Source organism: Enterobacter cloacae complex sp. 2021EL-01169 (assembly GCF_020733125.1).
In the GTDB taxonomy this organism is placed as follows: domain Bacteria; phylum Pseudomonadota; class Gammaproteobacteria; order Enterobacterales; family Enterobacteriaceae; genus Enterobacter; species Enterobacter roggenkampii.
This window is the reverse complement of sequence record NZ_JAJFTC010000001.1, coordinates 370672-394515: the sequence shown is the minus strand read 5'-3', so window position 1 is coordinate 394515 and position 23844 is coordinate 370672. Positions and strand designations below refer to the sequence as shown.

The 23844-nt window shown below is 62.5% G+C and carries 24 protein-coding genes; 19 read left to right on the top strand and 5 right to left on the bottom strand.

Going from position 1 to position 23844, the window contains the following annotated elements; genetic code table 11:
* Positions 1-10 precede the first annotated feature (10 nt).
* On the bottom strand, positions 11-718 hold the full coding sequence (rsuA, locus tag LLF79_RS01805; RefSeq protein ID WP_227879028.1) for a 16S rRNA pseudouridine(516) synthase RsuA: 708 nt from the start codon (positions 716-718) through the stop codon (positions 11-13).
* 281 nt (positions 719-999) lie between these two features.
* Here rsuA and LLF79_RS01800 point away from each other — a divergent pair, with 281 nt between their 5' ends.
* The 5 genes from LLF79_RS01800 (at position 1000) to radC (ending at position 6512) form a co-directional block, all read left to right on the top strand.
* A complete protein-coding gene (locus LLF79_RS01800) occupies positions 1000-2760 on the top strand; it encodes a DEAD/DEAH box helicase (protein ID WP_039266769.1) in 1761 nt (586 codons plus the stop codon).
* Positions 2761-2885: 125 nt separating this feature from the next.
* A complete protein-coding gene (gene rplY / locus LLF79_RS01795; protein ID WP_008500956.1) occupies positions 2886-3170 on the top strand; it encodes a 50S ribosomal protein L25 in 285 nt (94 codons plus the stop codon).
* 220 nt (positions 3171-3390) lie between these two features.
* Positions 3391-4590 carry a site-specific integrase gene (locus LLF79_RS01790; RefSeq protein ID WP_014603550.1) on the top strand — a complete coding sequence of 400 codons (1200 nt, stop codon included), beginning with the start codon at positions 3391-3393 and terminating at the stop codon, positions 4588-4590.
* Positions 4587-5651, top strand: coding sequence for a YhcG family protein (locus LLF79_RS01785; protein ID WP_016487843.1), 1065 nt, complete (start codon positions 4587-4589; stop codon positions 5649-5651). The genes LLF79_RS01790 and LLF79_RS01785 overlap by 4 nt, the downstream gene beginning before the upstream one ends.
* A 351-nt stretch (positions 5652-6002) precedes the next feature.
* Positions 6003-6512 carry a DNA repair protein RadC gene (radC, locus tag LLF79_RS01780; RefSeq protein WP_016487841.1) on the top strand — a complete coding sequence of 170 codons (510 nt, stop codon included), beginning with the start codon at positions 6003-6005 and terminating at the stop codon, positions 6510-6512.
* A gap of 66 nt (positions 6513-6578) precedes the next feature.
* Here the strand turns inward: radC and LLF79_RS01775 are convergent, their stop codons facing one another.
* A complete protein-coding gene (locus LLF79_RS01775; protein WP_016487840.1) occupies positions 6579-9035 on the bottom strand; it encodes an AAA family ATPase in 2457 nt (818 codons plus the stop codon).
* Between the two features lie 392 nt (positions 9036-9427).
* Between LLF79_RS01775 and LLF79_RS01770 the strand changes: the two genes are divergently transcribed.
* The 5 genes from LLF79_RS01770 (at position 9428) to LLF79_RS01750 (ending at position 13941) form a co-directional block, all read left to right on the top strand.
* On the top strand, positions 9428-10255 hold the full coding sequence (locus tag LLF79_RS01770) for a DUF932 domain-containing protein (RefSeq protein ID WP_003092327.1): 828 nt from the start codon (positions 9428-9430) through the stop codon (positions 10253-10255).
* Between the two features lie 80 nt (positions 10256-10335).
* Positions 10336-12405: a ParB/RepB/Spo0J family partition protein gene (locus tag LLF79_RS01765; RefSeq protein WP_006379606.1), complete on the top strand. Its 2070-nt coding sequence runs from the start codon at positions 10336-10338 to the stop codon at positions 12403-12405.
* A gap of 61 nt (positions 12406-12466) precedes the next feature.
* Positions 12467-12676: a hypothetical protein gene (locus LLF79_RS01760; RefSeq protein WP_016487839.1), complete on the top strand. Its 210-nt coding sequence runs from the start codon at positions 12467-12469 to the stop codon at positions 12674-12676.
* A 770-nt stretch (positions 12677-13446) separates the two neighbouring features.
* The gene (locus LLF79_RS01755) at positions 13447-13761 is read left to right on the top strand and encodes a DUF736 domain-containing protein (RefSeq protein ID WP_001273857.1); all 315 of its coding nucleotides are present in this window, start codon (positions 13447-13449) and stop codon (positions 13759-13761) included.
* A 39-nt stretch (positions 13762-13800) separates the two neighbouring features.
* Entirely contained in the window at positions 13801-13941 is a 141-nt protein-coding gene (locus tag LLF79_RS01750; RefSeq protein WP_001641504.1) for a hypothetical protein, read from the top strand.
* 132 nt (positions 13942-14073) lie between these two features.
* On the opposite strand, the gene LLF79_RS01745 is transcribed toward LLF79_RS01750, so the two are convergent.
* Positions 14074-14367, bottom strand: coding sequence for a helix-turn-helix domain-containing protein (locus LLF79_RS01745; RefSeq protein ID WP_006379425.1), 294 nt, complete (start codon positions 14365-14367; stop codon positions 14074-14076).
* A gap of 287 nt (positions 14368-14654) precedes the next feature.
* Here LLF79_RS01745 and LLF79_RS01740 point away from each other — a divergent pair, with 287 nt between their 5' ends.
* From LLF79_RS01740 to LLF79_RS01700, 9 genes are all read left to right on the top strand, one after another.
* Positions 14655-15002 carry a DUF2958 domain-containing protein gene (locus tag LLF79_RS01740; RefSeq protein WP_016487838.1) on the top strand — a complete coding sequence of 116 codons (348 nt, stop codon included), beginning with the start codon at positions 14655-14657 and terminating at the stop codon, positions 15000-15002.
* Between the two features lie 342 nt (positions 15003-15344).
* Positions 15345-16115, top strand: coding sequence for a DUF2285 domain-containing protein (locus tag LLF79_RS01735; protein WP_006379424.1), 771 nt, complete (start codon positions 15345-15347; stop codon positions 16113-16115).
* 111 nt (positions 16116-16226) lie between these two features.
* Positions 16227-16511 carry an AlpA family transcriptional regulator gene (locus LLF79_RS01730; protein WP_001247107.1) on the top strand — a complete coding sequence of 95 codons (285 nt, stop codon included), beginning with the start codon at positions 16227-16229 and terminating at the stop codon, positions 16509-16511.
* A 26-nt stretch (positions 16512-16537) separates the two neighbouring features.
* Positions 16538-17383, top strand: a complete 846-nt coding sequence (locus LLF79_RS01725) for a replication initiator protein A (protein ID WP_022652188.1) — start codon at positions 16538-16540, stop codon at positions 17381-17383.
* Between the two features lie 241 nt (positions 17384-17624).
* Entirely contained in the window at positions 17625-18263 is a 639-nt protein-coding gene (gene parA, locus LLF79_RS01720) for a ParA family partition ATPase (protein WP_003092312.1), read from the top strand.
* A complete protein-coding gene (locus LLF79_RS01715) occupies positions 18260-18523 on the top strand; it encodes a hypothetical protein (RefSeq protein ID WP_022652187.1) in 264 nt (87 codons plus the stop codon). The genes parA and LLF79_RS01715 overlap by 4 nt, the downstream gene beginning before the upstream one ends.
* Positions 18520-19077 carry a DUF2840 domain-containing protein gene (locus LLF79_RS01710; protein ID WP_006379346.1) on the top strand — a complete coding sequence of 186 codons (558 nt, stop codon included), beginning with the start codon at positions 18520-18522 and terminating at the stop codon, positions 19075-19077. The genes LLF79_RS01715 and LLF79_RS01710 overlap by 4 nt, the downstream gene beginning before the upstream one ends.
* Entirely contained in the window at positions 19074-19661 is a 588-nt protein-coding gene (locus LLF79_RS01705) for a S26 family signal peptidase (protein WP_006379345.1), read from the top strand. Before LLF79_RS01710 ends, LLF79_RS01705 begins: the two co-directional genes overlap by 4 nt.
* A gap of 448 nt (positions 19662-20109) precedes the next feature.
* Positions 20110-22104 (top strand): relaxase/mobilization nuclease and DUF3363 domain-containing protein, encoded by a 1995-nt coding sequence (locus LLF79_RS01700; RefSeq protein ID WP_016487835.1) that lies wholly within the window; start codon positions 20110-20112, stop codon positions 22102-22104.
* Between the two features lie 75 nt (positions 22105-22179).
* On the opposite strand, the gene LLF79_RS01695 is transcribed toward LLF79_RS01700, so the two are convergent.
* Together LLF79_RS01695 and LLF79_RS01690 are read right to left on the bottom strand one after the other, a co-directional pair.
* Positions 22180-22785 carry an ABC-type transport auxiliary lipoprotein family protein gene (locus tag LLF79_RS01695; protein ID WP_223231737.1) on the bottom strand — a complete coding sequence of 202 codons (606 nt, stop codon included), beginning with the start codon at positions 22783-22785 and terminating at the stop codon, positions 22180-22182.
* Between the two features lie 92 nt (positions 22786-22877).
* Complete coding sequence (locus LLF79_RS01690) at positions 22878-23807, bottom strand: MlaD family protein (protein ID WP_227879027.1); 930 nt, start codon at positions 23805-23807, stop codon at positions 22878-22880.
* Positions 23808-23844 lie beyond the last annotated feature (37 nt).

Sequence of the window (23844 nt, the reverse complement as noted above, 5' to 3'; positions counted from 1 at the left end):
TCTCCTGAAATTAGTGCGAAGGCAGACCGACGCTGGCGATCTCTTCTTCCGTTAACGAACGGTATTCGCCTGGCGCAAGGTCTGGATCGAGTTCAATCGCACCAATCCGTTCGCGATGCAGGCCTACAACGTGGTTCCCCACCGCGGCAAACATACGTTTCACCTGATGGTAGCGCCCTTCGCTGATGGTCAGACGGACCTCCGTCGGGGTGATGACTTCAAGCACCGCCGGCTTAGTCAGATCTTTTTCATTATGCAGCTGCACGCCTTTCGCGAAGTGCTCAGCCGTGTCATCCGACACCGGTGACTCCAGCGTCACGAGATAGGTTTTCTCGCAGTGGTGGCGTGGAGAGGTGATGCGGTGCGACCACTGACCGTCGTCGGTCATCAGCACCAGACCGGTGGTGTCGATATCGAGGCGGCCTGCGGCATGCAGCTTGTGCGCCACCGGTTCGTCGAGGAAATAGAGCACCGTCGGGTGATCCGGATCGTCCGTTGAGCAGACGTAGCCTTCCGGCTTATTGAGCATAAAGTAGCGAGGACCGTGCTGCTGGGTCAGCGGATTGCCGTCATACTCCACCTGATGGTCAGGTTGCAGTTTGAACGCGCTGTCTCTCACAATGTCGCCATCCACGGTAACGCGGCTGGCGCGAATTTCGCGCCCGGCAATAGCGCGGCTTACGCCGAGTTGCTGAGCGATAAACTTATCAAGTCGCATGAAATCTTTTTAGCCTTAATGGTGCAGGAAGTCGGACAACAGGTCCGAAAATAGAAGCAGTCTGGAACGGTTCAGTATAATGGTCTGGTTGCGCCACTCAAGGGAAAAAGTTTCGTGGCATACTATCTATACCCTAAATAATTCGAGTTGCATGAAGGCGGCAAAGGAGTGAATCCCCGGGAGCTTACATAAGTAAGTGACCGGGGTGAACGAGTGCAGCCAACGCACAGGCAACTTGAAGTATGACGGGTATATGTGCGGAATAACGAAACCGAGACCCCATGACTTTTACACTTCGTCCCTATCAGCAGGAAGCCGTTGACGCCACCCTCGCCTGGTTCCGTAAACATCGCGAGCCGGCGGCGATTGTGCTCCCGACCGGTGCAGGCAAAAGCCTGGTCATTGCCGAACTGGCGCGTCTGGCCCGTGGCCGCGTGCTGGTGCTGGCGCACGTTAAAGAGCTCGTCGCGCAAAACCATGCCAAGTATTGTGCACTTGGACTGGAAGCCGACATTTTCGCCGCCGGTCTAAAGCGTAAAGAGAGCCACGGCAAGGTGGTGTTTGGCAGCGTGCAGTCGGTGGCCCGCAATCTGGATCTGTTTCGCAGCGAATTTTCGCTGCTGATTGTCGACGAGTGTCACCGCATCAGCGATGACGACGACAGCCAGTATCAGCAAATCCTGACGCACCTGAAAGACGTGAACCCTCACCTGCGCCTGCTGGGCCTGACGGCGACCCCGTTTCGTCTGGGTAAAGGCTGGATCTATCGTTACCATTATCACGGCATGGTGCGCGGCGATGACAAGGCCCTGTTTAGCGACTGCATCTACGAGCTTCCGCTGCGCTACATGATTAAACATGGCTACCTGACGCCACCTGAACGGCTGGATATGCCGGTGGTGCAGTACGATTTCAGCCGCCTGCAGGCGCAGAGCAACGGGTTATTCAGCGAAGCGGATCTTAACCAGGAGCTGAAAAAGCAAAAGCGCATTACGCCGCATATCATCAGCCAGATTGAGGAGTTCGCCGCGACGCGCAAAGGGGTGATGATCTTTGCCGCCACCGTTGAGCACGCGCGCGAAATCACCGGGTTACTGCCCTCCGGCGACGCGGCGCTCATCACCGGCGAGACGCCCGGCCCCGAGCGCGACCGCCTGATTGAGGCCTTTAAAGCCCAGCGGTTCCGCTATCTGGTTAACGTGTCGGTGTTGACCACCGGCTTTGACGCCCCGCACGTCGACCTGATCGCTATCTTGCGCCCGACCGAATCGGTCAGTCTGTATCAGCAAATTGTTGGCCGCGGTCTGCGTCTGGCGCCGGGGAAAACCGACTGCCTGATTCTGGATTATGCCGGTAACCCGCACGATCTCTATACGCCTGAGGTCGGCGCGCCAAAAGGAAAAAGCGACAACGTGCCCGTGCAGGTCTTTTGCTCTGCCTGCGGGTTTGCCAACACCTTCTGGGGCAAAACCACCGCCGACGGCACGCTGATCGAACATTTTGGCCGCCGCTGTCAGGGCTGGTTTGAGGATGATGAAGGGCATCGCGAGCAGTGCGATTTTCGTTTCCGCTTCAAAAACTGCCCGCAGTGCAACGCCGAAAATGACATTGCCGCTCGCCGCTGTCGGGAGTGCGACACGGTGCTGGTTGACCCGGACGACATGCTGAAAGCGGCGCTAAAGCTGAAAGATGCGCTGGTGCTGCGCTGTTCCGGCATGGCGCTGCAGCCCGGCGCCGATGAAAAAGGCGAATGGCTGAAAATCACCTATTACGACGAGGACGGGGCGGACGTCAGCGAGCGCTTCCGGGTCCAGACGCCTGCCCAGCGAACGGCCTTCGAACAGCTGTTTATTCGCCCGCACACCCGCACCCCGGGCGTGCCCCTGCGCTGGATCACCGTGGCCGATATCGTGCGCCAGCAGGTGTTGTTGCGCTATCCGGATTTTGTCGTCGCCCGTAAGAAAGGCCAGTACTGGCAGGTGCGCGAGAAGCTCTTTGACTACGAAGGTCGCTTCCGTCGCGCCAACGAATTGCGCGGTTAGCGGGACTTTTCATTGATGTGAGGGGCATTTGAGTATAAAATGCCGCCCGCTTCACATCCGTGAGGCAGAACACTCACCTGCTGCTGGGTCGCCTGTAGTAGGGTTTTAAATACAGAGAGAAATCAATGTTCACTATCGAAGCAGAAGTACGTAACGTGCAGGGTAAGGGTGCGAGCCGCCGCCTGCGTACCGCTAACAAGTTCCCGGCTATCGTTTACGGTGGCGAAGCTGCTCCAGTTGCAATCGAACTGGATCACGACAAACTGTGGAACCTGCAGACCAAAGCTGAATTCTACAGCGAAGTTCTGACCATCGTTGTTGGCGGTAAAGAAGAAAAAGTGAAAGTTCAGGCTGTTCAGCGTCACGCGTTCAAGCCAAAACTGACTCACATCGACTTCGTTCGCGCGTAATCGCAAACCTGTCGAAAAAAACCCCGCTTCTGCGGGGTTTTTTGTTTCACGATGACTCCAGCCCGGTAGTTCGCTGGACTGCGACGTAGCCCGATACAACAGGTTTATCAATAGCTTACGCGCGTCCATCATATGCCGGTGCTTTCTGAAACTTGACCCGGTTCTCCCTCGCGCCGCTCCTATCTGGCTCCTGGAATCCGGGTCGTTCCAAGGAGTCATCATGGCAAAGATCAAGCTCACCAAGACCGCCGTAGAGTCGGCGCAACCCCAGGCGAAGGACATCGAACTACGGGATACCGTCGTGCCCGGCTTCCTTTGCAAGATTACCCCGACGGGACGCCGGGTGTTCATGCTCCAGTACCGCACGAACTCTGGCCAGCCCCGCAAGCCCTCGCTGGGACTCTACGGGGAGCTAACCGTCGAACAGGCGCGGGTCAAAGCGCAGGACTGGCTGGCCGAGGTTCGCCGGGGTGGTGATCCCGGCGGTGCCAAGGCCGAGGCGCGCAAGGCGCCCACGATGGCCGAGTTGTGCAAAAAGTTCATGGAGGACTACTCCAAGAAGCGCAACAAGGTCAGCACGCAGGACGGCTACCAGGGCGTCATCGACCGCAACATCATCCCGCTGCTGGGCCGCAAGAAGGTGCATGACGTGAAGCGGCCCGACATTGCGGGGCTCATGGAAAAGCTGGCCTACAAGCCGACCGAGGCCAACAAGACCTTCGGCGTGCTGCGCAAGATGTTCAACTTGGCCGAAGTCTGGGGCTTCCGCCCGGACGGTACGAATCCGTGCCGCCACGTCCCGATGTACCCGCCGGGCAAGGAAACCCGGCTCATCGTGGACGAGGAAATGGTGCGGATCTTCCGCCAGTTGGAGAAACTGGAGGCGGAGGGGCTGGAGAACTACGTCATCCCGTTGGCGATCCGGCTGCAATTCGAGTTTGCGGCGCGGCGCTCCGAAATCTGCCCGCTCGAATGGAGCTGGCTGGACTTCGAGAACCGGCGCGTGGTGTGGCCCGACAGCAAGGTTGGCGGCATTTCCAAGCCCATGAGCGAGGAAGCCTATCGGCTGCTTTCGACGGCGCCGCGTCTGGAAGGCTGCCCTTACGTCCTGCCGTCGCCGAACGACCCGGCCAAGCACCTGACCTTTGGCGAGCACTATGGCGGCTGGTGCCGGACGCTCAAGGCCGCCAGCGTGCCGCACGTAGGCACGCACGGCATCCGTCATCGCTCGACCACCGACATTGCCAATTCCGGTGTGCCGACCAAAGTGGGAATGAAGCTGACGGGCCACAAGACCGTGGCGATGTTCATGCACTACGTCCACACCGAGGACAAGCCGGTGCGCGAGGCGGCCGAGCTGGTGGCCAGCCGCCGCCAAGCCATCACGGGCGCGCGGCAGCTTGCGGAGGCGGTGGCATGAACGGGCGCCGGCCATCAGCAGCATCGCTCGCAGCGCCCGCGGCGCTGCTGGGCGACATTCGGGCACTGATCGAGGCGGCGCGCAAGCGCGCCGCCTCGACGGTGAATAGCGAGCTTACGATGCTCTACTGGCGCATCGGCCAACGCATCCACACGCAGGTCTTGGACAGGCGCCGGGGCGCCTACGGCAAGGAAGTTCTGCCCACCTTGGCTGCGCAGTTGGTGGAGGAGTACGGCAGCAGCTTTGCAGAGCAGAACTTGCGCCGCATGGTGCAGTTCGCCGCCACCTTCCCCGACGAGCGAATTCTCGTATCACTGATACGAGAATTGAGCTGGACGCACTTCATCGCCCTGATGCCGCTGAAAGACCCGCTCCAGCGGGACTACTACGCACAGATGGCCAGCACCCAACGCTGGAGCGTGCGGACGCTGCGCGAGCGTATCGACTCGATGCTGTACGAGCGCACGGCGCTTTCCCAAAAGCCGGAAGAAACCATAGCGCAGGAGTTGGCGACCCTGCGCGATGCGCAGCGCATGTCGCCGGCCCTGGTCATGCGCGACCCGTACATCCTCGACTTCCTGGGCCTGCGGGACACTTGGCAGGAAGGCGACTTGGAAGCGGCGATCATCCGTGAAATGGAGTCCTTCCTGCTGGAGCTGGGCGCGGGCTTCTCATTCGTCGCCCGGCAGAAGCGCATTCCGATCGACGACGAGGATTTCCACCTTGACCTTCTGTTCTACAACCGCAAGCTGCGGCGGCTGGTTGCGGTGGAGTTGAAGGTAGGTGACTTCAAGGCGGCCTACAAAGGGCAGATGGAGCTTTACCTTCGGTGGCTAGACAAGCACGAACGGGAGCCGGAGGAAGCCTCGCCGCTCGGGATCATCCTTTGCACCGGCAAGAAGCGCGAGCAGATCGAATTGCTGGAGCTGGACAAGTCCGGCATCCACGTTGCCGAGTATCTGACCGCCTTGCCGCCGAGGGGCGTGCTGGTGGAGCGGCTGCAACAGGCAACGCAACGGGCGCAGTTGCAAATCGAGCAGCGCAAGACGGACAACGAGTAGTCCTGTCCCAAGCAGTCGGGCGTCCCGGCGTGCCGCCGTCGCGCTGTCGTGCTGCGCATCGAGCTTCGCTGCGCGAGTCTCGCCCCTGTCGGGCTTCCATCACTGACGCCTCCGTCCCGGCTCGTTGATCCGGGCCTGCGCGCTCCGCTTGCCAAAAATCGACTCTGTGCAGTGGGCGGGTGTGGGCGGTCTTGCTGTTCCCTTCACCGTATCACGGCGTTCTCGCCGTCAAGGGCGGCGCGCGCCATGCGCGCTTGCGTCCTGGCGGCCGTCTGCGACCCCTGACTGCTTGCGCTGCGCCGTGCTGCCGCCGGTTCCGGGCAATTCCGCCCGAGCAACCGGAGCACGATCATGTCGCAACTGTCCTTTCCCTCGTTCGATTCCTGTCTGCTGGTGCGCGACGCGCACGGGCGCTATCTACCGGCATCGGCCGACGACATTCTGGAAGCTGCGCGCCAGGTCATTGACCGGAAAATGCAGCGCGGAGCAGAGTTCACTTCGCCGGCGGCGGTCAAGGAATACTTGCGTACAAAGTTGGCCAGCTTCGAGCATGAGGTGTTCGTAGTGCTGTTCATGGATACGCGCCATCGTCTGATCGAATACAGGGAGATGTTCCACGGCACTATTGACGGTGCGTCGGTGTATCCGCGCGAAGTGGTCAAGGAGGCGCTGCGGCTCAATGCGGCGGCGGTCGTCGTTTCGCACAACCATCCGAGCGGAAACCCCGAGCCGAGCGCGGCTGACCGGGCGCTGACCCAGCGGCTCAAGGAAGCGTTGGGTCTGGTGGACGTGCGCGTGCTCGATCACATCATCGTTGCGGGCAACGAAACGGCATCGTTCGCCGAGCATGGGCTGATCTAGCCCAAGGGGCTTCGGCCCCTTTTTGCTGCGCCTGGTGGCATAGCTATGGCCCTCGCGGCCTGATGCTCAGGCCGTCGCAACCTGAATCATCTCGTCGTAATGTTTCTTGTCCACCTCTTCCAGCCACTGGAAGATGTTCCCGATGACGCTGTGGCTTTCGCCTGCCAAGTTTTCTGCGGATTCCTCTGTTATCTCAATAACGTCGCTATGTGAATACTTATTGATAAAGCGGTAGATTTTTTCTTTAAGCTCTGGTGTCGTGATGGTGCAATCTTTTAGGCCAGCCTCCATCAATTGACTAATGTCGCTTCGCCGCCTTGGATATTTGAAGGTAAAAAACGATTCAACAAGCTTTCGGGCGAGGTTGGCGGTCAAGAACGCCTCATCTCGATTGAGTGTCGTGTGCGCCCTATATTCGTAAAGCTTCTTGAAGATATAGTGGTACTCGGAACCGTAGTTCTTGAGTGAGTCGTCGGCATCCACAAGTAGGGAGTGACGAGGGGAGCCAGGTGGCGCATCCAGGCGATAAAAGAAGCAATTCTCGGCGTTGCCTTTTTTGACTCGATTCCTATTGGTGCCAGTGAACCAGTCTCTCACTAGCTTAAAGTAAGTGAAGTTGTGAGTCAGCACAAAAAGTTGCTTGGCTTCAGTGCATTGCGTTCTCAAAAACGAGTAGGCGTGAAACAAGTGATTAGAATCAAAGCTTGAGACCGGATCGTCAACGACGACGATCGTATCCTTGATGTTATTTCCATTTTCTTTGAGCTTCGTGATGAAATAGACAAATGCAATCGCAGTCTTCTCACCTTCGCTCAAATTCCCATCGTGCTCACCAACCCCGTTTCTGATGATCTCATAGCCTTTCTTCTTCTGATTGAAGTTCAGGCAAAGCTCAGAGCGGCCAATGAAGCGATGCAGGATGTCATTGAACTCCTTTGCCCCGACCGTTTCATTCGAGAGCGCCGCTTCTATGGCTCCGACCTCTAGACTAATTTTTTCAATTTCCTTATGGTCGTTCTTTGCTTCTGACTCAAGGTCATTGCACTTCTTCTCACTTCCAGCATAGTCAAACTCTTGCACCTCAGCCGCAGCAAAGTGAAGCTCCAGTGCCACCTTGCTTTTTGAGGTCTCAGATTTGAAATTTGAAGTCTTATTGTTGTGCTTTCCAACGAGAGCAACAATCGACTTCAGGATGTCATTGAAATTGGTGACATCGTCTTCAACCACATCCGAGATCTGAATGTCTGTCTTCCCAGGGTCTGTGATCTTGGCCTTCAGGGCTTCCCGCCAGGCGTCCATTTGCTGGTCGATCTTTTCAGCAGCAGTTGCGTAGTCCTTTTGAAGCTTTTCTGCCTCGGCCGATAGTTCTTTATAAAACTCGGTCGATGCGGGAAACTGATTAGCTGGAGCGCCTTGAGATTCAATCCATGTCGCCGCATTCTGAAGTCGGCTCTGAAACTCCGTGAACTCCTTGCTGAAGTGGGCAGCAAGCGCCTCGGCACGAAGCTGGGCGAACGGAGAGCCGCAGAACTCGCAGGATTGCGAGTCGTGGTTTTTATGGATTTCCAAGCCTGCTTGAACCCATTCGCGGATGTCCGGGTTATCGGTAAGCCGCTGGATTGCTTGATTGACCGCCGTAGTCCCAATCAAATCTCTGATGCGGCCCGCCGCTTTCTTAAAGTAGTCCGGCTCAATGGCCGTTGAGGCGAAAGCAATGCTTGGAAGCTGATCTGGCTTGGCGGCATTCGTAAGGTCGATAACCCTCTCATCTGGAAGAACCGACTCCGCCTTGATAATTGTCTCGCCGTTATTCTGTATGAAGTTGGAGAGCTTGCGGCGGTCGTAATTCAAGTAATAACTGTCGCTCGTATCAATCGCCTGAAGTCCAAGCTTCATTTTCTTGGCAGCATTGGTCAGGAACTTCTCTAATGCCTCACGCTGCTTCTTGATATCGCTTTGCTTGTCGTCGTGAGCCTTCTTTTTCGACTGAAGCTCGCTCTTCAGCTTCTCCAGCTTCTGCAAGTCATCAATCTTCTCTTTCGCAATAAGAAGGATGCTCTTTACGGATTTGTCCCAATCAATGTTCTCATGCACGAAGCGTTGATTGAAAACATGAATATTCAATTGGGATGAGTGGAGTGTGGATTCCGTGATCGTTGAGCCATCCTCCAGAACTACTGAAAATTGGCCCGTGCTGAAGCGGGGAACCATCGAGCGAAGCTCAAAGCAAGAGAATAGATTCGATAACGTTGACTTGCCTGTTCCATTCCAACCATAGACCAGGTTGTACCGGCCGAACTTTTGGATCTTCGTTCCATTGAAGTCGCTGAAGATTCCGAACTGTTTGAGGCGGTTGATGCAGACAATCATCTCTAGATCTCCGTGTTCTTGCTTTCCCATCATTAGCTTGCGAAACAAATGGTAAACGAAGAGTCCTCTTGCGTCTCCGCTTCGCGGATCGCGCTGCTCCAGGTTCGCTAGTCGCTCATCCCTGGCGGGACTGGCTTCGCCAGCCTTCCGCATCGCTGACGCCTACGGCCCGGCTTCCAGCTTCGGGCCTGCGCGCTTCGCTTGCGTGCGGTCAGCACAAAGGGATGGCCGTTGCCTTGTCCAGCCGTCTCCCCTGACTTCATCACCTTACCCGCGACCGTAGCCCGCGCCCGTGTGCCGTCAAGGCGCGCAGGGCCGTGTCCTCGGCTGCGCCTGCGGGCCGCACCCACCCTGCGCTTGGCTCCTTGACGGCCCCCGTCCGCGCGCTCCTTTGGCCGCGGGCGATGAACTCAGGAAAGACGGTGGCAACAGGGCCAACCGGGTTCCTCGTGCCGACCGCACCAAACAGCCGAAAGGCTGGGCTCCGAATCTAGAAATCCGGTGTGCGGTGTGAACAGCAAACCTCTTTTGTCAGGAGAAAGACCATGCAACTCGCATCCCGTTTCGCTTTCCGCTCCCCCTCGCTGCGCAGCGATTACCCGCTGTCCGACGACCAGATTCACCGCGTGGCCCCGTCCATCTTCGCGGATGCCCCGCACGAGAGCCGTTCGCAGCGGTACGCCTATATCCCCACCGCCGCCGTGCTGACCGAGCTTCGCAAAGAAGGCTTCCAGCCTTTCATGGTGACGCAAACCCGCGTGCGCGACGAAGGCAAGCGCGAGCACACCAAACACATGATTCGCTTGCGCCATGCCAGCCAGATCAACGGCGCGGAGGCCAACGAAATCGTGCTGCTGAACTCGCACGACGGCACCAGCAGCTATCAGATGCTGGCCGGAATGTTCCGGTTCGTGTGCAGCAATGGCCTTGTTTGCGGCAACACCGTGGCCGATGTGCGAGTGCCCCATAAAGGCGACGTGGCCGGTCTGGTCATTGAGGGCGCTTACGAAGTCTTGAGCGGTTTCGATCGGGTGAAGGAATCGCGCGATGCCATGCGCGGCATCACCTTGGACGATGGCGAATCCGAAGTGTTCGCCCGCGCCGCGCTCGCCCTCAAGTACGACGACCCCGACAAGCCCGCGCCCATCACGGAATCGCAAATCCTGATGCCGCGCCGCTTCGACGACCGCCGCCCCGACCTGTGGAGCGTGTTCAACCGCACCCAAGAAAACCTGACCCAAGGCGGGCTGCGTGGCCGCAGCGCCAACGGGCGCCGACAGCAAACCCGCCCGGTGCAGGGCATCGACCAAAACATCCGACTGAATCGCGCCCTCTGGCTGCTGGCCGATGGCATGCGCCAGTTGAAAGCCTGAATCCCCACGCGGCAGGGGCAGGCAGCAGCCCTTGTCGCTTTCTTCGCTGCTGCATTCCTGAACCGATAGGAGTTATCACCATGAACGCCGTTACCCAAACCGAAGCCCGCGCCATCAACACCGCCGCCGCTATCCCGCTGGAAGCCGCTGACCCGACCAAGAACCTGATTCTGGTTCCGCTGTCGCGGCTGGTGTCGCGCCCCACTGGCCGCAACGTGCGCAAGACCCCGCGCATGTCCATTCCCGAACTCGCCGCCAGCATCCAGCGTGTCGGCCTGCTGCAAAACCTCATCGTGATTGCCGCCGCCGACGGCGAGCATTACGAAGTCGTGGCCGGTGGCCGTCGCCTCGCAGCGTTGAAGCTGCTGGCGAAGAAGCACCGCATCAGCAAGGAATGGGAGGTGCCTTGCCTGCAGGTGGCCGATGGCACCGCACGCACGGCCAGCCTGACCGAGAACGTGCAGCGCGAAGCCATGCACCCCGCCGACCAGTTCGAGGCGTTCGCCGCGCTGGTGGCCGAAGGCCGCAGCATCGAGGATATCGCAGCGGATTTTTCCGTCACGCCGCTGGTGGTGCAGCGCCGCTTGAAACTCGCCAACGTCTCGCCGCGCCTGCTGGCCGACTATCGCGCCGAGGCCGTGAGCCTTGACCAGTTGATGGCCCTTGCCATCACCGACGACCACGCCGCGCAGGAAGCCGCGTTCTACGATGCGCCGACATGGCAGCGCAGCCCGCACAACCTGCGCGACCGTCTGACCGAACGCGAAATCGACGCCTACCGGCATCCGCTGGTGCGCTTTGTCGGGCTGGACGGCTACGAGCAGGAAGGCGGTGGCATCCGCCGCGACCTGTTCGCGGAGGGCGACAAAGGCGTGTATCTGACCGATGCCGCACTGCTGGAACGGCTGGCGCAGGACAAGCTGGCAGGTATCGCCGCCAAGGTGCAGGCCGAGGGCTGGGCGTGGGTGGATGCCACGCCGGGCATGACCCATGCCGATCTGCAAGCCTTCCAGCGTGCGCCAAGGGAACGCCGCAGTCCGAACAAGCGCGACGCGCAGCGCATCGAGAAGCTGCAAACCAAGCTGCACGAACTGGCCGAAGCCGTGGATGCCGCGCTGGACGACGAAGACGAAGAAAAGGCCGATGCCTTGCAGGAAGAAGGCGAACGCCTGGGCGAGCAGTTGCAGGCGCTGGAAGAAGGCTTGCTGGACTATGCGGCCAATGTGAAGGCCGCAGCCGGTGCCATCGTCACCATCGACCGCGACGGGCAGGCCGCGATTCATCGCGGGCTGCTGCGCGAAGCCGAAGCCAAGGCGCTGCGCACGCTGGAACGACTGCGGCAGGGTTTCGGCAGCGAAGGCGAAGCCGCAAACGAGGACGAAGGCGAGGACGACGAGCAGCCCAAGACCGCCACCATGTCCGACCGACTGGCGCAGCGGTTGAGCGCGCACCGTACCGCCGCGCTGCAAATCGAAGTGGCCCGGCATCCGCAAGCCGCGCTGGCCGCCGTGGTGCATGGCATGGTGCAGACCGTCTTGCAGGAAAGCCACTACGGCCACGACCTGCCGCTGGGCGTGCGCCTCACGGTGCAAGACCGGCTGGAAGGCATGGCCCCGGACTGGCCGGAATCACCCGCCGCCGTGGCGCTGCGCGAACTGCAACAGGTGGCAGGCGAAACCTTGCCGGAGGACAGCGCCGAACTGTTCGCCGCGCTGCTGGCGAAATCACAGGATGAACTGGTGCGGCTGCTGGCCGTGTGCTTAGCTTCCACGGTGGACGTGGTGACGCCTCGCGCCACGCCGCACCAGCCCGGCGCGGAACTGGCGCAGGCCGTGGGGCTGGATATGGCCGCGTGGTGGCAGCCCACCAATGAGGGTTACTTCCGGCATGTGCCGAAGGCCGCGATTCTGGAAGCCGTTGGCGGGTTCGCGCCCTCGCACGTCACCCGACTGGCGAAGTTGAAGAAGGGCGACATTGCCAGCGAAGCCGAACGGCTCGCCGCTGGCACCGGCTGGATGCCCGCCATCTTCCGCACCGAAGGCCCGCAGCAGGCCGGGCAGGACGCGCCGGCGGATGGCGAAGCCGAAGCACAGGAAGAAGCGGCCGCCGTGGCGGATGTCCAGCCGCAGGCCGAGGCTTTGGCCGCGTGACTTCGCACCGTAGATAGCGCCCCGGTTCCGGCCGGGGCGCTTCATATTGAGGATGCCTGCCATGACCCACCAACCCGCAAACCGCCCCCGTATGGCTGCGACCTATGCCTCCGGCACGGTGCGCGCCCGCCGCTGGCACGGCGACGGCGACGTGCGCGGCTACCGTCCGCCGCGTGGCTGGACGGCCCGCGCCGACCTGACCGATCTGCATCCCCTCACGGGCCGCGCCTTGCCGCGCGCCGTGTGGTGGATCATCGAAACCAAGAAATAACGAGCCGCACCGGCCCCAAGCCGTGCCGCCTTGGGGCCGGTGGTCGAAAACTCCGGGCGCGGCGGTGGCCGCGCCCGGTTTCACTGCTAAAAAAAAGCCCCATCGCCGCCTTCGGTCGGCGGCGATGGGGCCACGCACAAGGGCGCTCGTGCGCGAAATCCACGAAGCCAGCAAGTGTGGCGGCGCATCGCGCCGCCAACGATTCGACCGAGCCCCGCCGCAATGGGCGGGGCTGGTGTGGCTACGCCCCGGCTTGCTGCGGCAGGTTGCACGAAAGCGTGCCGTCCCCGACGCTGGCGGTTCGTTGTCTGTACGTCACGAAAGACGGTTCACCGACACGCCGCCCAGCCTCGCTTCTATGGAGCTTCCACACCACGCCTCAGTATGTGGCCGTGAGCTGCGGCAGGGGCGCTCTGGCCTTGTCGTCGGGGCATTGACCTGGCCCGCGTCAGGGCGCAAGCCGGTGCAGCCGTCACGCGGGGATGCCGAGTTGGCCACGTCTCCATTCGGGAGCGGGCGGCCTGTGCGTCCTTGTCTTGTTGTGAATCCTGGCGGTGGCGCGGCTGCGCCTTGGGCTTCATGGCCGCAACCTTGCAGCGAAAACAATTTCCCCTGCGCTGCGCGCATTCCTCGCGGGACAAATTCTTTTCGCTTCCAGGTTCTCCACGTTGTTGCGACCGCTGCGCGGTGCGACCAGCCCATCCCCCGCCGGCCGGATCACAACAAGGACGCACTGGCGCGACCTTGTTCAACCCGAAAGGAGAAACATCATGGCTAACATCGGCACCTTCACCGCAGAGAAAGACGGCTTCACCGGCACGCTTCGCACCCTGACGCTCAACGTCAAGGTCAAGCTGGTTCCCAACGACAAGGGCGACACCGAGAACGCCCCCGACTTCCACCTGCAAGCGGCTGGCCACGAAGTCGGCGCAGCGTGGAAGAAGACCAGCGAGGCCGGGCGGGAATACCTGTCCGTATCCATCGACGACCCTTCGTTCCCGGCGACGGTCTATGCCCGCCTGATCGAGAACGAGGACGGCACGCACGACCTGATCTGGTCGCGCAACAAGCCGAAGGCGGCCTGACAGCCGCTTACCGCGTCCCGCCCACTGCGGCGGGGCGCGATGCTGCTGATCGCAGCACCGCACGCGCAGGATTTCTGCTGCTGCCGCGTGCTGGATACGCCCGTCACCGCGGGCCTGCATGCGTGCCTTGTGGCTCGCAATCCGTGTCAACGAGCGGTGTGTGGCGTGTCGGCGCTGTAAGCGCCGCCGGGCTTTCGGGCTTCGCCCCGTGCCGGCAAGCCGTCACGGCCATCCGGCTTCAATCCCTCACGCCTTCGCGCCTGCGGCGCTGCGCGCTCCGCTTGCTGCAATTCAGTACCACACGCCAACGCGCTACGGCGTGTCGGGCTCTTCCAATATCGCCCTGAGTTCCTGGCGCACCTGTGCCAGCAATTCATCAGCTTCGCGGGTGCTGTCACCGGCATAAGCCAATGTGAGCAGCGTGAGCGGATGCACTTCCATGACCTCGCACAGATCGGCCAGCTTCTGGATGGTTGGGCTTTTCAGGTCGCGCTCCAGCGTGCTCATGTAGGTGCGACTGGACACGTTGGAGAACGCTTCCTGGCTCAAACCACGCGCCTTCCTTACCGTCCGAATCGCCGCTGCCAATGAGTTCTTCGCTGCCACCTATGGTTTCCCCAAAAAACCAAGATGACAGCCCATTGCGCCCTATAGGACTACAATCTATAGTGTTCATTTGGTGGTGATGTTTTCCTTTTCCGTGCTTTTACGGAGATCCGCATCTGCGGATTTCCTCAGACCCAGGGAACCGCGTCCGTGTCTTTCCTGACTTCCACCAATACGCCTTCGTGCCTCTCCGCTTTTGCGGCTTCGTGCGCTTGCGCATACGTGCATCCGTCCGCAGGCACAGATGCGCCTCGGCGATTGCGTGTGTTCGTGGAAGGGGCGCGGCCTTGACCACGCTTGTCACCGAGGAAGACCGGGTGCACCTACTGGCCCACGGCCTCACCCGCGCCGCAGGCCAGGAATGTGACCCGCTGCCCGTGGTGCGCCTGTTCACACCGGACGCACATGCGACCTGGCTATTGGCCGCGCTCGATCCGACCGATGGCGATACGGCCTACGGCCTGATCGACCTCGGGATCGGGATGCCTGCCCTGGCGACGGTGAAGCTGTCCGATCTGGCGTCCATCGTCGGGCCGCTCAAGCAGCCCGTGATACGAGATCGGTACTTCCAGCCGACGCGGCCGCTGTCGGAATACGTTCGACTGGCTCAGGAAAACGGTTCGATCACCGATTGACGCATTCCAGCGCGACCAGGCAAAAAGTATCGCATTGTGACTATTTCGGTCTTAGCCAAGACCTGGCAAGTCTTGATCCGCATGCTTGCACCAGGGTGGTGCGCTCCTGACCAAAACAGTCATGATGCCAGGCGCGAGATTCGGCACGGTGTTCAATGCTGCACCCCATTTCCGGGCGGTGCAGTCGTCGCATTTAGACGATTTCGGCAATGCACTGGAGCGAATCTGTCTTGACACCAGCAGTTAAAGCGTAACCCGAGTTTGATGACCACTTGATGGCGATTCGATAGCTCCCGCACAGCGGAATTGTGGCGACGTTCCCAGAAACAGGGAGGTTTCGCCATGACTGACCGCAGCAGCCAACACTGGTATCCCACGGCCGCGTATCTCTACACGCTGCACCTCGATGGCCCAGCGCTGGCTTGGGAGTATTTGCGCAGGAATGCAAGCTACCGGCGCGACTGGCTACGCCGGCGTCGCAAGCCAGATGCGGCGCAGGCCTGGGGCCTGCGCCTGCTGGAAGATCCCGGCCTGGATGCGCGCGATGCACATCCTGCTTGGTTCCCCGATCACGACGGCGTGGTGCAGCTATACCCCGACGCCGACCCACCACCCGATGCGCATACCTTCGAGTTCTGGCGCATTCCTGGGCGCAAGCAACTGACCCACGACGGCAAGCGCCTGGTGCTTGTATCGCATTGGCCAGGCTGCTGCGTTCGGCTCGCACTCGCACCCGACCTAGAAGATGGCTCGGCCTATCTCTACGCCACACGCGCCTGCGCCACGCCCTGTGCGCGCTACCGCACGCTCGCTGCGAAGCTGGATGCGCTATCTGCCGCAACCGTGGCCGCGCCTGTGGCAACAGCCCGCTCTCGCCCCACGCCCGCCGCGCTGCTGGAACTGCATACCTTGCAAGCGCTCGACGCGACCCTCGCGGGAGCCTCTTTGCGCGAAGTGGCCGAAGGTCTGTTCGGCGCGGATGCCGTCGCGGCCGACTGGCACAAAGACAGTGCATTGCGTGCCCGCGTGCGGCGGCTGGTACGCCGCGGCGATGAGCTGATGCACGGCGGCTACCGCCGACTAGCGCAGCTTCCAATGTTCCCGTCGCATTAGGGGGGACGTTTCTCGACCCGTGCGAATCGTCCCTTAGCAAGAAGCCTTGCTTTCTTGAGAGTGCCTCTATCCGGCCGCGTGGTGTGGCCGGGCTTGATGGAGGTACATCCCATGCGACCTGCTCCCTCGCGGCCTGCCGCCGCTGCCGTCACTGCGACCTCGCAGCCTCAACGCTACCTGACAAACGACGAAGCCGCCGACTACCTGCGGCTGTCGCCGCGCACGCTGGAGAAGCAGCGGGTGATCGGCGGCGGCCCCAAGTTCCGCAAGTTCGGCCGCCGCGTCATGTACGCGGTGTCCGACCTCGATGCCTGGGCCGACCAGCGCAGCTACGAGGCCACGTCCGATCCCGAATACGCCGAGCGCCACGCGGGCGACTACCGTGATGGCCGCTGATCGTCGGCGCGTGGGTGGCCTTCGCCATGTCCAGCCCGCCAGGGCAAGCCTTGCCGCAGCGCGAACAGCTCGATCTGTTCCGAGCGCTGCCGGGCGACATGGCGCCACGCGATTCCCAGGACTTGATGGCCTTTCCGTTCTTCTCGCTTGCCAAGTCGCGGCGCACGGCGCCGATCGACTTCCGCAGCGGGAACGTCACCATTCGCGTGGAAGGCACGCAGGAGCACGGCATCGCAACGATATGGGATGCCGACGTGCTGATATGGGCCGCCTCGCAGATCGTGGAGGCGCGCGACGCGGGCCTGCGCCCGTCGCGCTGGATACGCGCCACGCCTTACGAGATTTTGCGCTTCATCGGGCGCGGCACGTCCCTCAACGACTACCAGCGCCTGAAGGCCGCCCTCGACCGGCTGCAATCGACCACGGTGGCCACGTCCATCCGCGAAACCACGGGAAGGCGCTTGCATCGCTTCTCGTGGATCAACGAGTGGAAGGAACTCGCCGACGCCAGCGGCACCCCGCTGGGCATCGAGCTGATCTTGCCGGACTGGTTCTATGCCGGCGTGCTCGACGCCGCCCTGGTGCTGACCATCGACCCGGCCTATTTCCGCTTGAAAGGCGGTATCGAACGCTGGCTGTACCGCCTGGTGCGCAAGCATGGCGGGCGGCAGGAGCACGGCTGGCAATTCGACTTCCGACACCTGTACCGCAAATCCGGCAGCGCGGCCCGCTTCTCGGACTTCGCCTACGACGTGCGCGCCCTGGTGGCGCGGCAGTCGTTGCCCGGCTACGTCCTCGGCATCGAGCGGATGCCGGACGACAACACCGAGCTGCTGACCTTCCGGCCCGTGCCGCACGCGGCACGGGGATAACTGCGGGAGAACCTGTGGACGGCCTCGTGCTATCAGGAGTACCGGGTATCGTGCTATCAGGAGTACGACCCTCGTGCTATCAGGAGTACGAAAACGCCGGAAAGCCAACAACGGCGCGGGTTTGCGTTCCCTCTAACTTACCTAACAAGAAATACATAACTTTTAGTAGAAGCGCGCCGTTTCGGTGGACAACCACGAAATGGCACGCCCAGGCCGGCTTTCCAGCTCGGAGGGCCGCGCCATGATCTTCGCGTTTCTCAACCAGAAAGGCGGCGTCGGCAAGACCACGCTCGCCACGCACATCGCCGGCGAACTGGCGATGCGCGGCCTGCATGTCATCCTGCTGGATGCCGACCCGCAGGGGTCATCGCTCGACTGGACGCAGCGGCGTAGCCAGCAGGGCCTGCCCCGTCTGTTCAGCGCCGTGGGCCTTGCCCGCGAAACGCTGCATCAGGAAGCGCCAGAACTCGCCAGGCGGGCCGATCACATCATCATCGACGGCCCGCCGCGCATCGCCGCCCTCGCGCGCTCCGCGCTGCTGGCGGCCGAGCGCGTGCTGATCCCCGTGCAGCCCAGCCCCTACGACGTATGGGCTTCTGCCGAGATGGTCGCACTGATCCGCGAAGCACAGGTGTTCCGGCCAGCGCTACGCGCGGCCTTCGTCATCAACCGGCGCGTCAGCACCACCATCATCGGCAGGGAGGCACGGCAATCGCTGGCCGAACAGCCGCTGCCCGCGCTGCGCTCGGAGATCCACCAGCGCATCGTCTTTGCCGACAGCGTAGCCGCTGGCCGGCTCGCCCGCGAAACCGCGCCCGACAGCGCCGCTGCCCGCGAGATCGCCGCGCTCACCGACGAACTGCTGCGGTGGCCGACATGACTGGAAAGCCATCACCACGCAGCAAGCGCGTCGGCATCGGTGTACGTCCCCCAGCGAATCCGCACGCCGAAGCGTGGATTCGCCAGGGCGACGCAGATGCCTTGCAGAAAGGCGACCTCTACACCGCTCGACTGACGCTTGACATCACGCCCGCCATGCGGGCGCGCATCAAGGTGTCGGCCTTCACGCGAGGCGTGACCGTAGCCGAACTGCTGCGCAGCCTGCTGGAGCGGGAGTTTCCCCCGGAGGGCACGCCGTGAACGCATCCGCTTCGACCGCCCACACCCCCAAAGCAAGTGCGCCCACGGCTGCACCGCCGCCGGCGCCTTCGACACTCGCCGGCCAGGCCGGCAACGTGCCGCTGACGCGCGTGGCGCTGACCTACATCGAACCCCGCTTCAAGCTCTACCTGCGCTTCGGCGAACCGGCGCGCACGCTCCAGCTCGACCGCTGGCGGCGCTGCGCCGTGTTCCTGCCGAACGCGGTTCTGTGCCGCATCCGTTGGCAGGCCAACGACTACGGCACGATCCGCTGGCAGCTCATGGTGATGCAGACCGCCACGCCGCTGGACGCCGTGCAACGCATCCCCGGCGTGCAGCCGGGCGCGCGTCTGCTGTTGCACGCCGAAGGCGATGCCAACGTTCGCGCCGTGCTGGAACGCATCGACGACATCGAGGCGCTGGGCATCGCAGCCGCAGACACATCGCCCGCGTACTGGCGCACGCTCGCGAACCGGCTCGCAGCGCGCTCGGCGTTACCCACATACACCACAGAACGGCACGCCGCCTGGCTGGCAGGGAGGGCATTGCCATGACCACGATTTCCACGACCGGCCCCGTGCCGCATCCTCGCTCGCGCCTGCGCACTCGCCTCGTGCTGGCAGGCTTCGCCACCGTCGGCCTCGCTGCGCTGGCCTGGGCTGCGTTCGTGCAGCCCCTGCCGCGAATGGCCTACAACCCGTCCGACAGCGTGGCGGTCGGTTGGTATCGCATCGAACCGTTCGACCCGCGCACCGCCTCGCGGCCACGTCCGCTGTCCGTGGACAGCATCGTGCTGGTGCCGCTGCCCGACAGGGCCGCCATGCTGGCTGCGCAGCGCAGTTACCTACCGACCCGCGTTCCGCTGCTCAAACGTGTGGGCGCAGTCGCGCCACAACACGTCTGCATCGTCGCCGGCCAGGTTCGCATCGACGGCGTGCCGGTGGCCGCCGCCCTGCCTGCCGACCGGCAGGGCCGACCGCTGCCATCCTTGCAGCTTTGCCGCCGTCTCGAACCGGGCGAACTGTTCCTCTTGAGCGTGACCAACCCAGCGTCGTTCGACAGCCGCTATTTCGGGCCGGTCAGTGCATCCACCGCGATCGGCGTTGCGCATCCGATCTGGCTGGAGACACGTCCATGATGGCCGCCGATTCGCTGCACTTTGCCGCGCCTCTCATCGTGCCATCGGGCATGTCGTTCTACTGTTCGTCGCCTTGTCATCGCACGTGCAGTGCGGGTGCATTCGCACCGCACTTCGCGCTGCCTTCGGCGCAGCCGTCCAACGTGCAGGCGTCTTGCCTCGAACGCGCCTGGCCTGCGGCCATTGGCGTGTTCGCCGGCGGGCTGGCTGCTGGTGCAGCAGCGCCGCCGGGCCGCCGATGCCCGGAGCGGGAGCGAGGGGCAAAGGCGGAAGGCAAGACAAAAGGACGCGGCACCGGGCCGCGTCGAAGGCCTGTCTGCACATGGGGGTGGCGCGGCACGGAGCGGCTTTGCCGCCGTGCCGCGTGGGGCGCGAGGCCCGCGCCAATGCAGGCATGTCCGCGTGCTTCGCACGCCCGGAGACGCCGGAGCTTGCCAGGGGCGCTGCCATGACCGACCGCCGCGACGACGATTTCCGGGTGCGCCCTGGCGCGCCGAAGAACCGAGGCAAAGGCCAGGGCCAGAGCTTCGTTTCCAAGGTGCTCAAGCGGGCTGGCAAAGCCAGCGGCGGCAAGTCGGCGGTGCGCCGTCCTGTCGCTGGCGGGAGCGGCCAGCACGCGGGCCAGCGGCCCGGCTCACGGCTTGGGCGCGGCCATACGGCAGCGCGCTTCGCAGGTGCAAAGCTGACACCCATGTCACGGCGCGTGACCGTCAAGACGCTGCTGGTCAACCAGCGCAACGCCAGCCCGCAGTCGCTCGCCAAGCACCTGCGCTACATCGAGCGCGACGGTGCCGGCCGGGACGGCGAGCCGGGCCGTGCCTACGGGCCGCAGACCGACCATGCCGACCTCGATGCCTTCAAGGAACGCTGCCAGGACGACCGACACCATTTCCGTTTCATTGTTTCCCCGGAAGACGGAGCCGAGCTGGACGACCTGCGCACCTACACCCGGCACCTGATGAACCGCATGGAGGCCGACCTGGGAACGCGGCTGGATTGGGTGGCGGTCGATCACTGGAACACCGACAACCCGCACACGCACCTGATCGTGCGCGGACGCGACGATACCGGCAGAGACCTCGTCATCGCGGGCGACTACATCGCCCACGGCTTCCGCCATCGCGCCGCCGAGCTGGCGACGGAATGGCTGGGGCCGCGCACCGAACTGGAGATCCAGCAGACCTGGCAGCGCGAGGTGAAGCAAGAGCGGTGGACGAGCCTCGACCGCACGTTGCAGCGCGAGGTCGGCGAGGATGACCGGGTGCGGATCGAACGCTTCAACGAACCGACGTTGCAACGCCAGCGCCTGCTACTGATCGGCCGGCTGCAACGCTTGCAGCGGCTCGGCCTGGCCGACGAGGTGCAGCCCAGCACCTGGGCCATCCATGCCGACGCTGAGAAGACCCTGCGTGCCCTGGGCGAGCGTGGCGACATCATCCGCACCATGCAGCGCGCCATGAGCGGCCAGCCGCGCGAGCTGGCGGTATTCGAGCCGGCCGACGACGGCCGTACCCTCGTCGGCCGCGTGGCCGCCAAGGGGCTGGCCGACGAGCTGCACGACCGCGGCTATCTGGTCATCGACGGCGTGGACGGCAAGGCCCACTACGTCGCTTTGAACGCCCGCGACGAACTGGCGAGCTACCCCACCGGCGCGGTGGTGGAGGTGCGTGGTTCCGCCGAGGTACGGGCGGCGGACAAGAACATCGCCGCACTGGCGAGCGATGGCCTGTACCGTACCGATCATCACCTGGCGATCGAGCAAGGCCGAGCCAAGCCCGGCCGCGACCCGCAGGAAGTCGTCGCGGCCCACGTCCGACGGCTGGAAGCCCTGCGCCGGGCCGGCATCGTGGAGCGCGTGGCGGAAGGGCTATGGAAAGTGCCGGACGACCTATCCGAGCGTGGGCGCCAGTACGATGCGCAGCGACTGGGCGGCGTGGCCGTGGACCTGAAATCTCACCTGCCGATCGAGCGGCAGGCCCGCGTGATCGGCGCCACCTGGCTCGACCAGCAACTGATCGGCGGCGGCCGGGGATTGGGCGACCTGGGCTTTGGTGGCGATGCCAAGCAAGCCTTGCAGCAGCGCGCCGACTTCCTCGAAGAACAGGGGCTGGCCCAGCGGCGTGGGCAGCGGGTGATTCTCTCCCGGAATCTGCTGGAAACGCTGCGCAATCGGGAGCTGGCGCAGGCCGCCCAGCACATTGCCGCCGATAGTGGGTTGGAGCATCGGCACGTCACAGACGGGCAGCGCGTAGCCGGCATCTACCGGCGCTCGGTCATTCTCGCCAGCGGTCGCTATGCGCTGCTCGATGACGGCATGGGGTTCAGTCTGGTGCCTTGGCGGCCGATAATCGAGCCACGACTGGGGCAGCAGATCGCCGCGACTGTACGCGGCGGCGGTGTGTCATGGGAGGTTGGACGGCAACGAGGTCCTGGGATTGGATAGGGGCCGTAGGCTGTCGTACCGAGTTAAGGTGTCGAGCAGCGTTCTGGCCCTAGCTTCTGTGCTCCGTTAAGGCGACTAGTCTGTGCTTATCGCCGACGCTGTGGGTGCATGGTTGCTTGCCGATTCCGGTGCAACTCGCAAACGCGCTGCCCCGACCTGAACTGCCCATTCAACGATCTGCCCGGCCAACACGTCCGTCGCGACACCGAACGCGCTCACCACATCTGCCTCTCGCTTGCTGCCTGTAGCTTGGATTGCTTCGAAGCGTCTACTGGCAATAGCAGTCCGTTTGGCCGGATCGACCAGTTGCACATCGAGCCGAACCCGAACCGCGGCGATCGCTTCAGTGCCGCGGTATTCGAGCTGGAACGCCCGTAGCGTACTGCGCAACTCCATATCGGCGCTCATTGGCGTGCTATCGGTAATCACCGAAGTCGACCGCCCATCGCGCATGAAGGCTTCGACGATTCGGTCGCGTAGCAGCACCGGTGCGGGGTCGGCCCAACGCACTCCTTGCCAAGCCGACAAGCGACCATCGGGCTGCGCAATGAAAAGCCGCTCCGAATCCAGGACGCGACTACTCTCAGGGGCGTAGACGCGCAGCGCCCCAGGTCCAGGAACGGCGCGTGGCGTACTCTCCGCCTGGGCGATGTGATAGTCGGGCAGTTTGTAGGTGACCATTGGAGCTGTTTTGGGAAGCACACTGCACGCGGACAAGCCGAGTACTAGCGTCATAGTCGCGGCAGCGACGGGAATCATCCTGGCGGAAGTGTTCACGGCTTGGTTTCCTCAATGTTCTCTCCACCGAGCAGGTATTGCGCCGGATTGCGATCCAGTCGGCGCAGCACGGTGTTTAGATTGGCCAGCGCCTGCTGGAGTTCGTGCATGGCAGGGCCTGTGGCGGCCATGCCTTGGTTCAGCGATTCCTGATTGTTTTGCAGTAGCGTCTCAACCCTGAAAGCGGCGCGTTCGAGGGATGCCGTTGCATCACGCGTGTTCACCATGATTTGCTTACCATCGTTATTTAGTAGCAGGTTGGCATCGCGAAGAGTGCTATTTGCTTGGCGCACGGCAGCTGTCGATTCTCTGCTTGCTTCGGTCAGATTGCTGATTAACGTCGCGATCTCGGCCCTCTGGTCAGCGACCGCGCCCGTAGTCTGTTCGAGATTCACTAGACTGCGGTGCACAAGAGCCAAATTCTCCTTCGACAGTAACTCCTGCGTGCGCAGCAAGATGCCGTTGAGTGTCGTCATGCTGTTACCCTCGCCGGAGACCAGGGATGCCATCGCCGAACGTGGCGCGAGGATCAACGGTTCCTCGTCCTCTTTCCGATCCAGCAATGGCACGTTTGGCCCACCGTCGCTCAACTCGATCACCGCGTTGCCGGTAATTCCCGTGATGACCAATTCAGCGCGGGTATCCTGCCGGACCGGGATGGTGGCATTGATACGCACGCGCGCTATCGCCCGCCTTGGGTCAGGCGGCGAAAGAGAAAGTGCAACGACTTCGCCAATCGTGATTCCGCTGTACTGAACCTGGCTGCCGGGCGTAAGCCCGGTCACTGGCTCATCGAACATGATCCGGTAATACTGGTAATCGTGGTCGGAACGTGTGTCGCTGAGCCAGATCGCGAAGCCGATACCAATCGCACCGAGCAGCACGACGAACAGACCAATGAATACATGATGGGCACGTGGCTCCATGATCAGACCACCTCGTTTTCAGAGTGTAAATATTGCG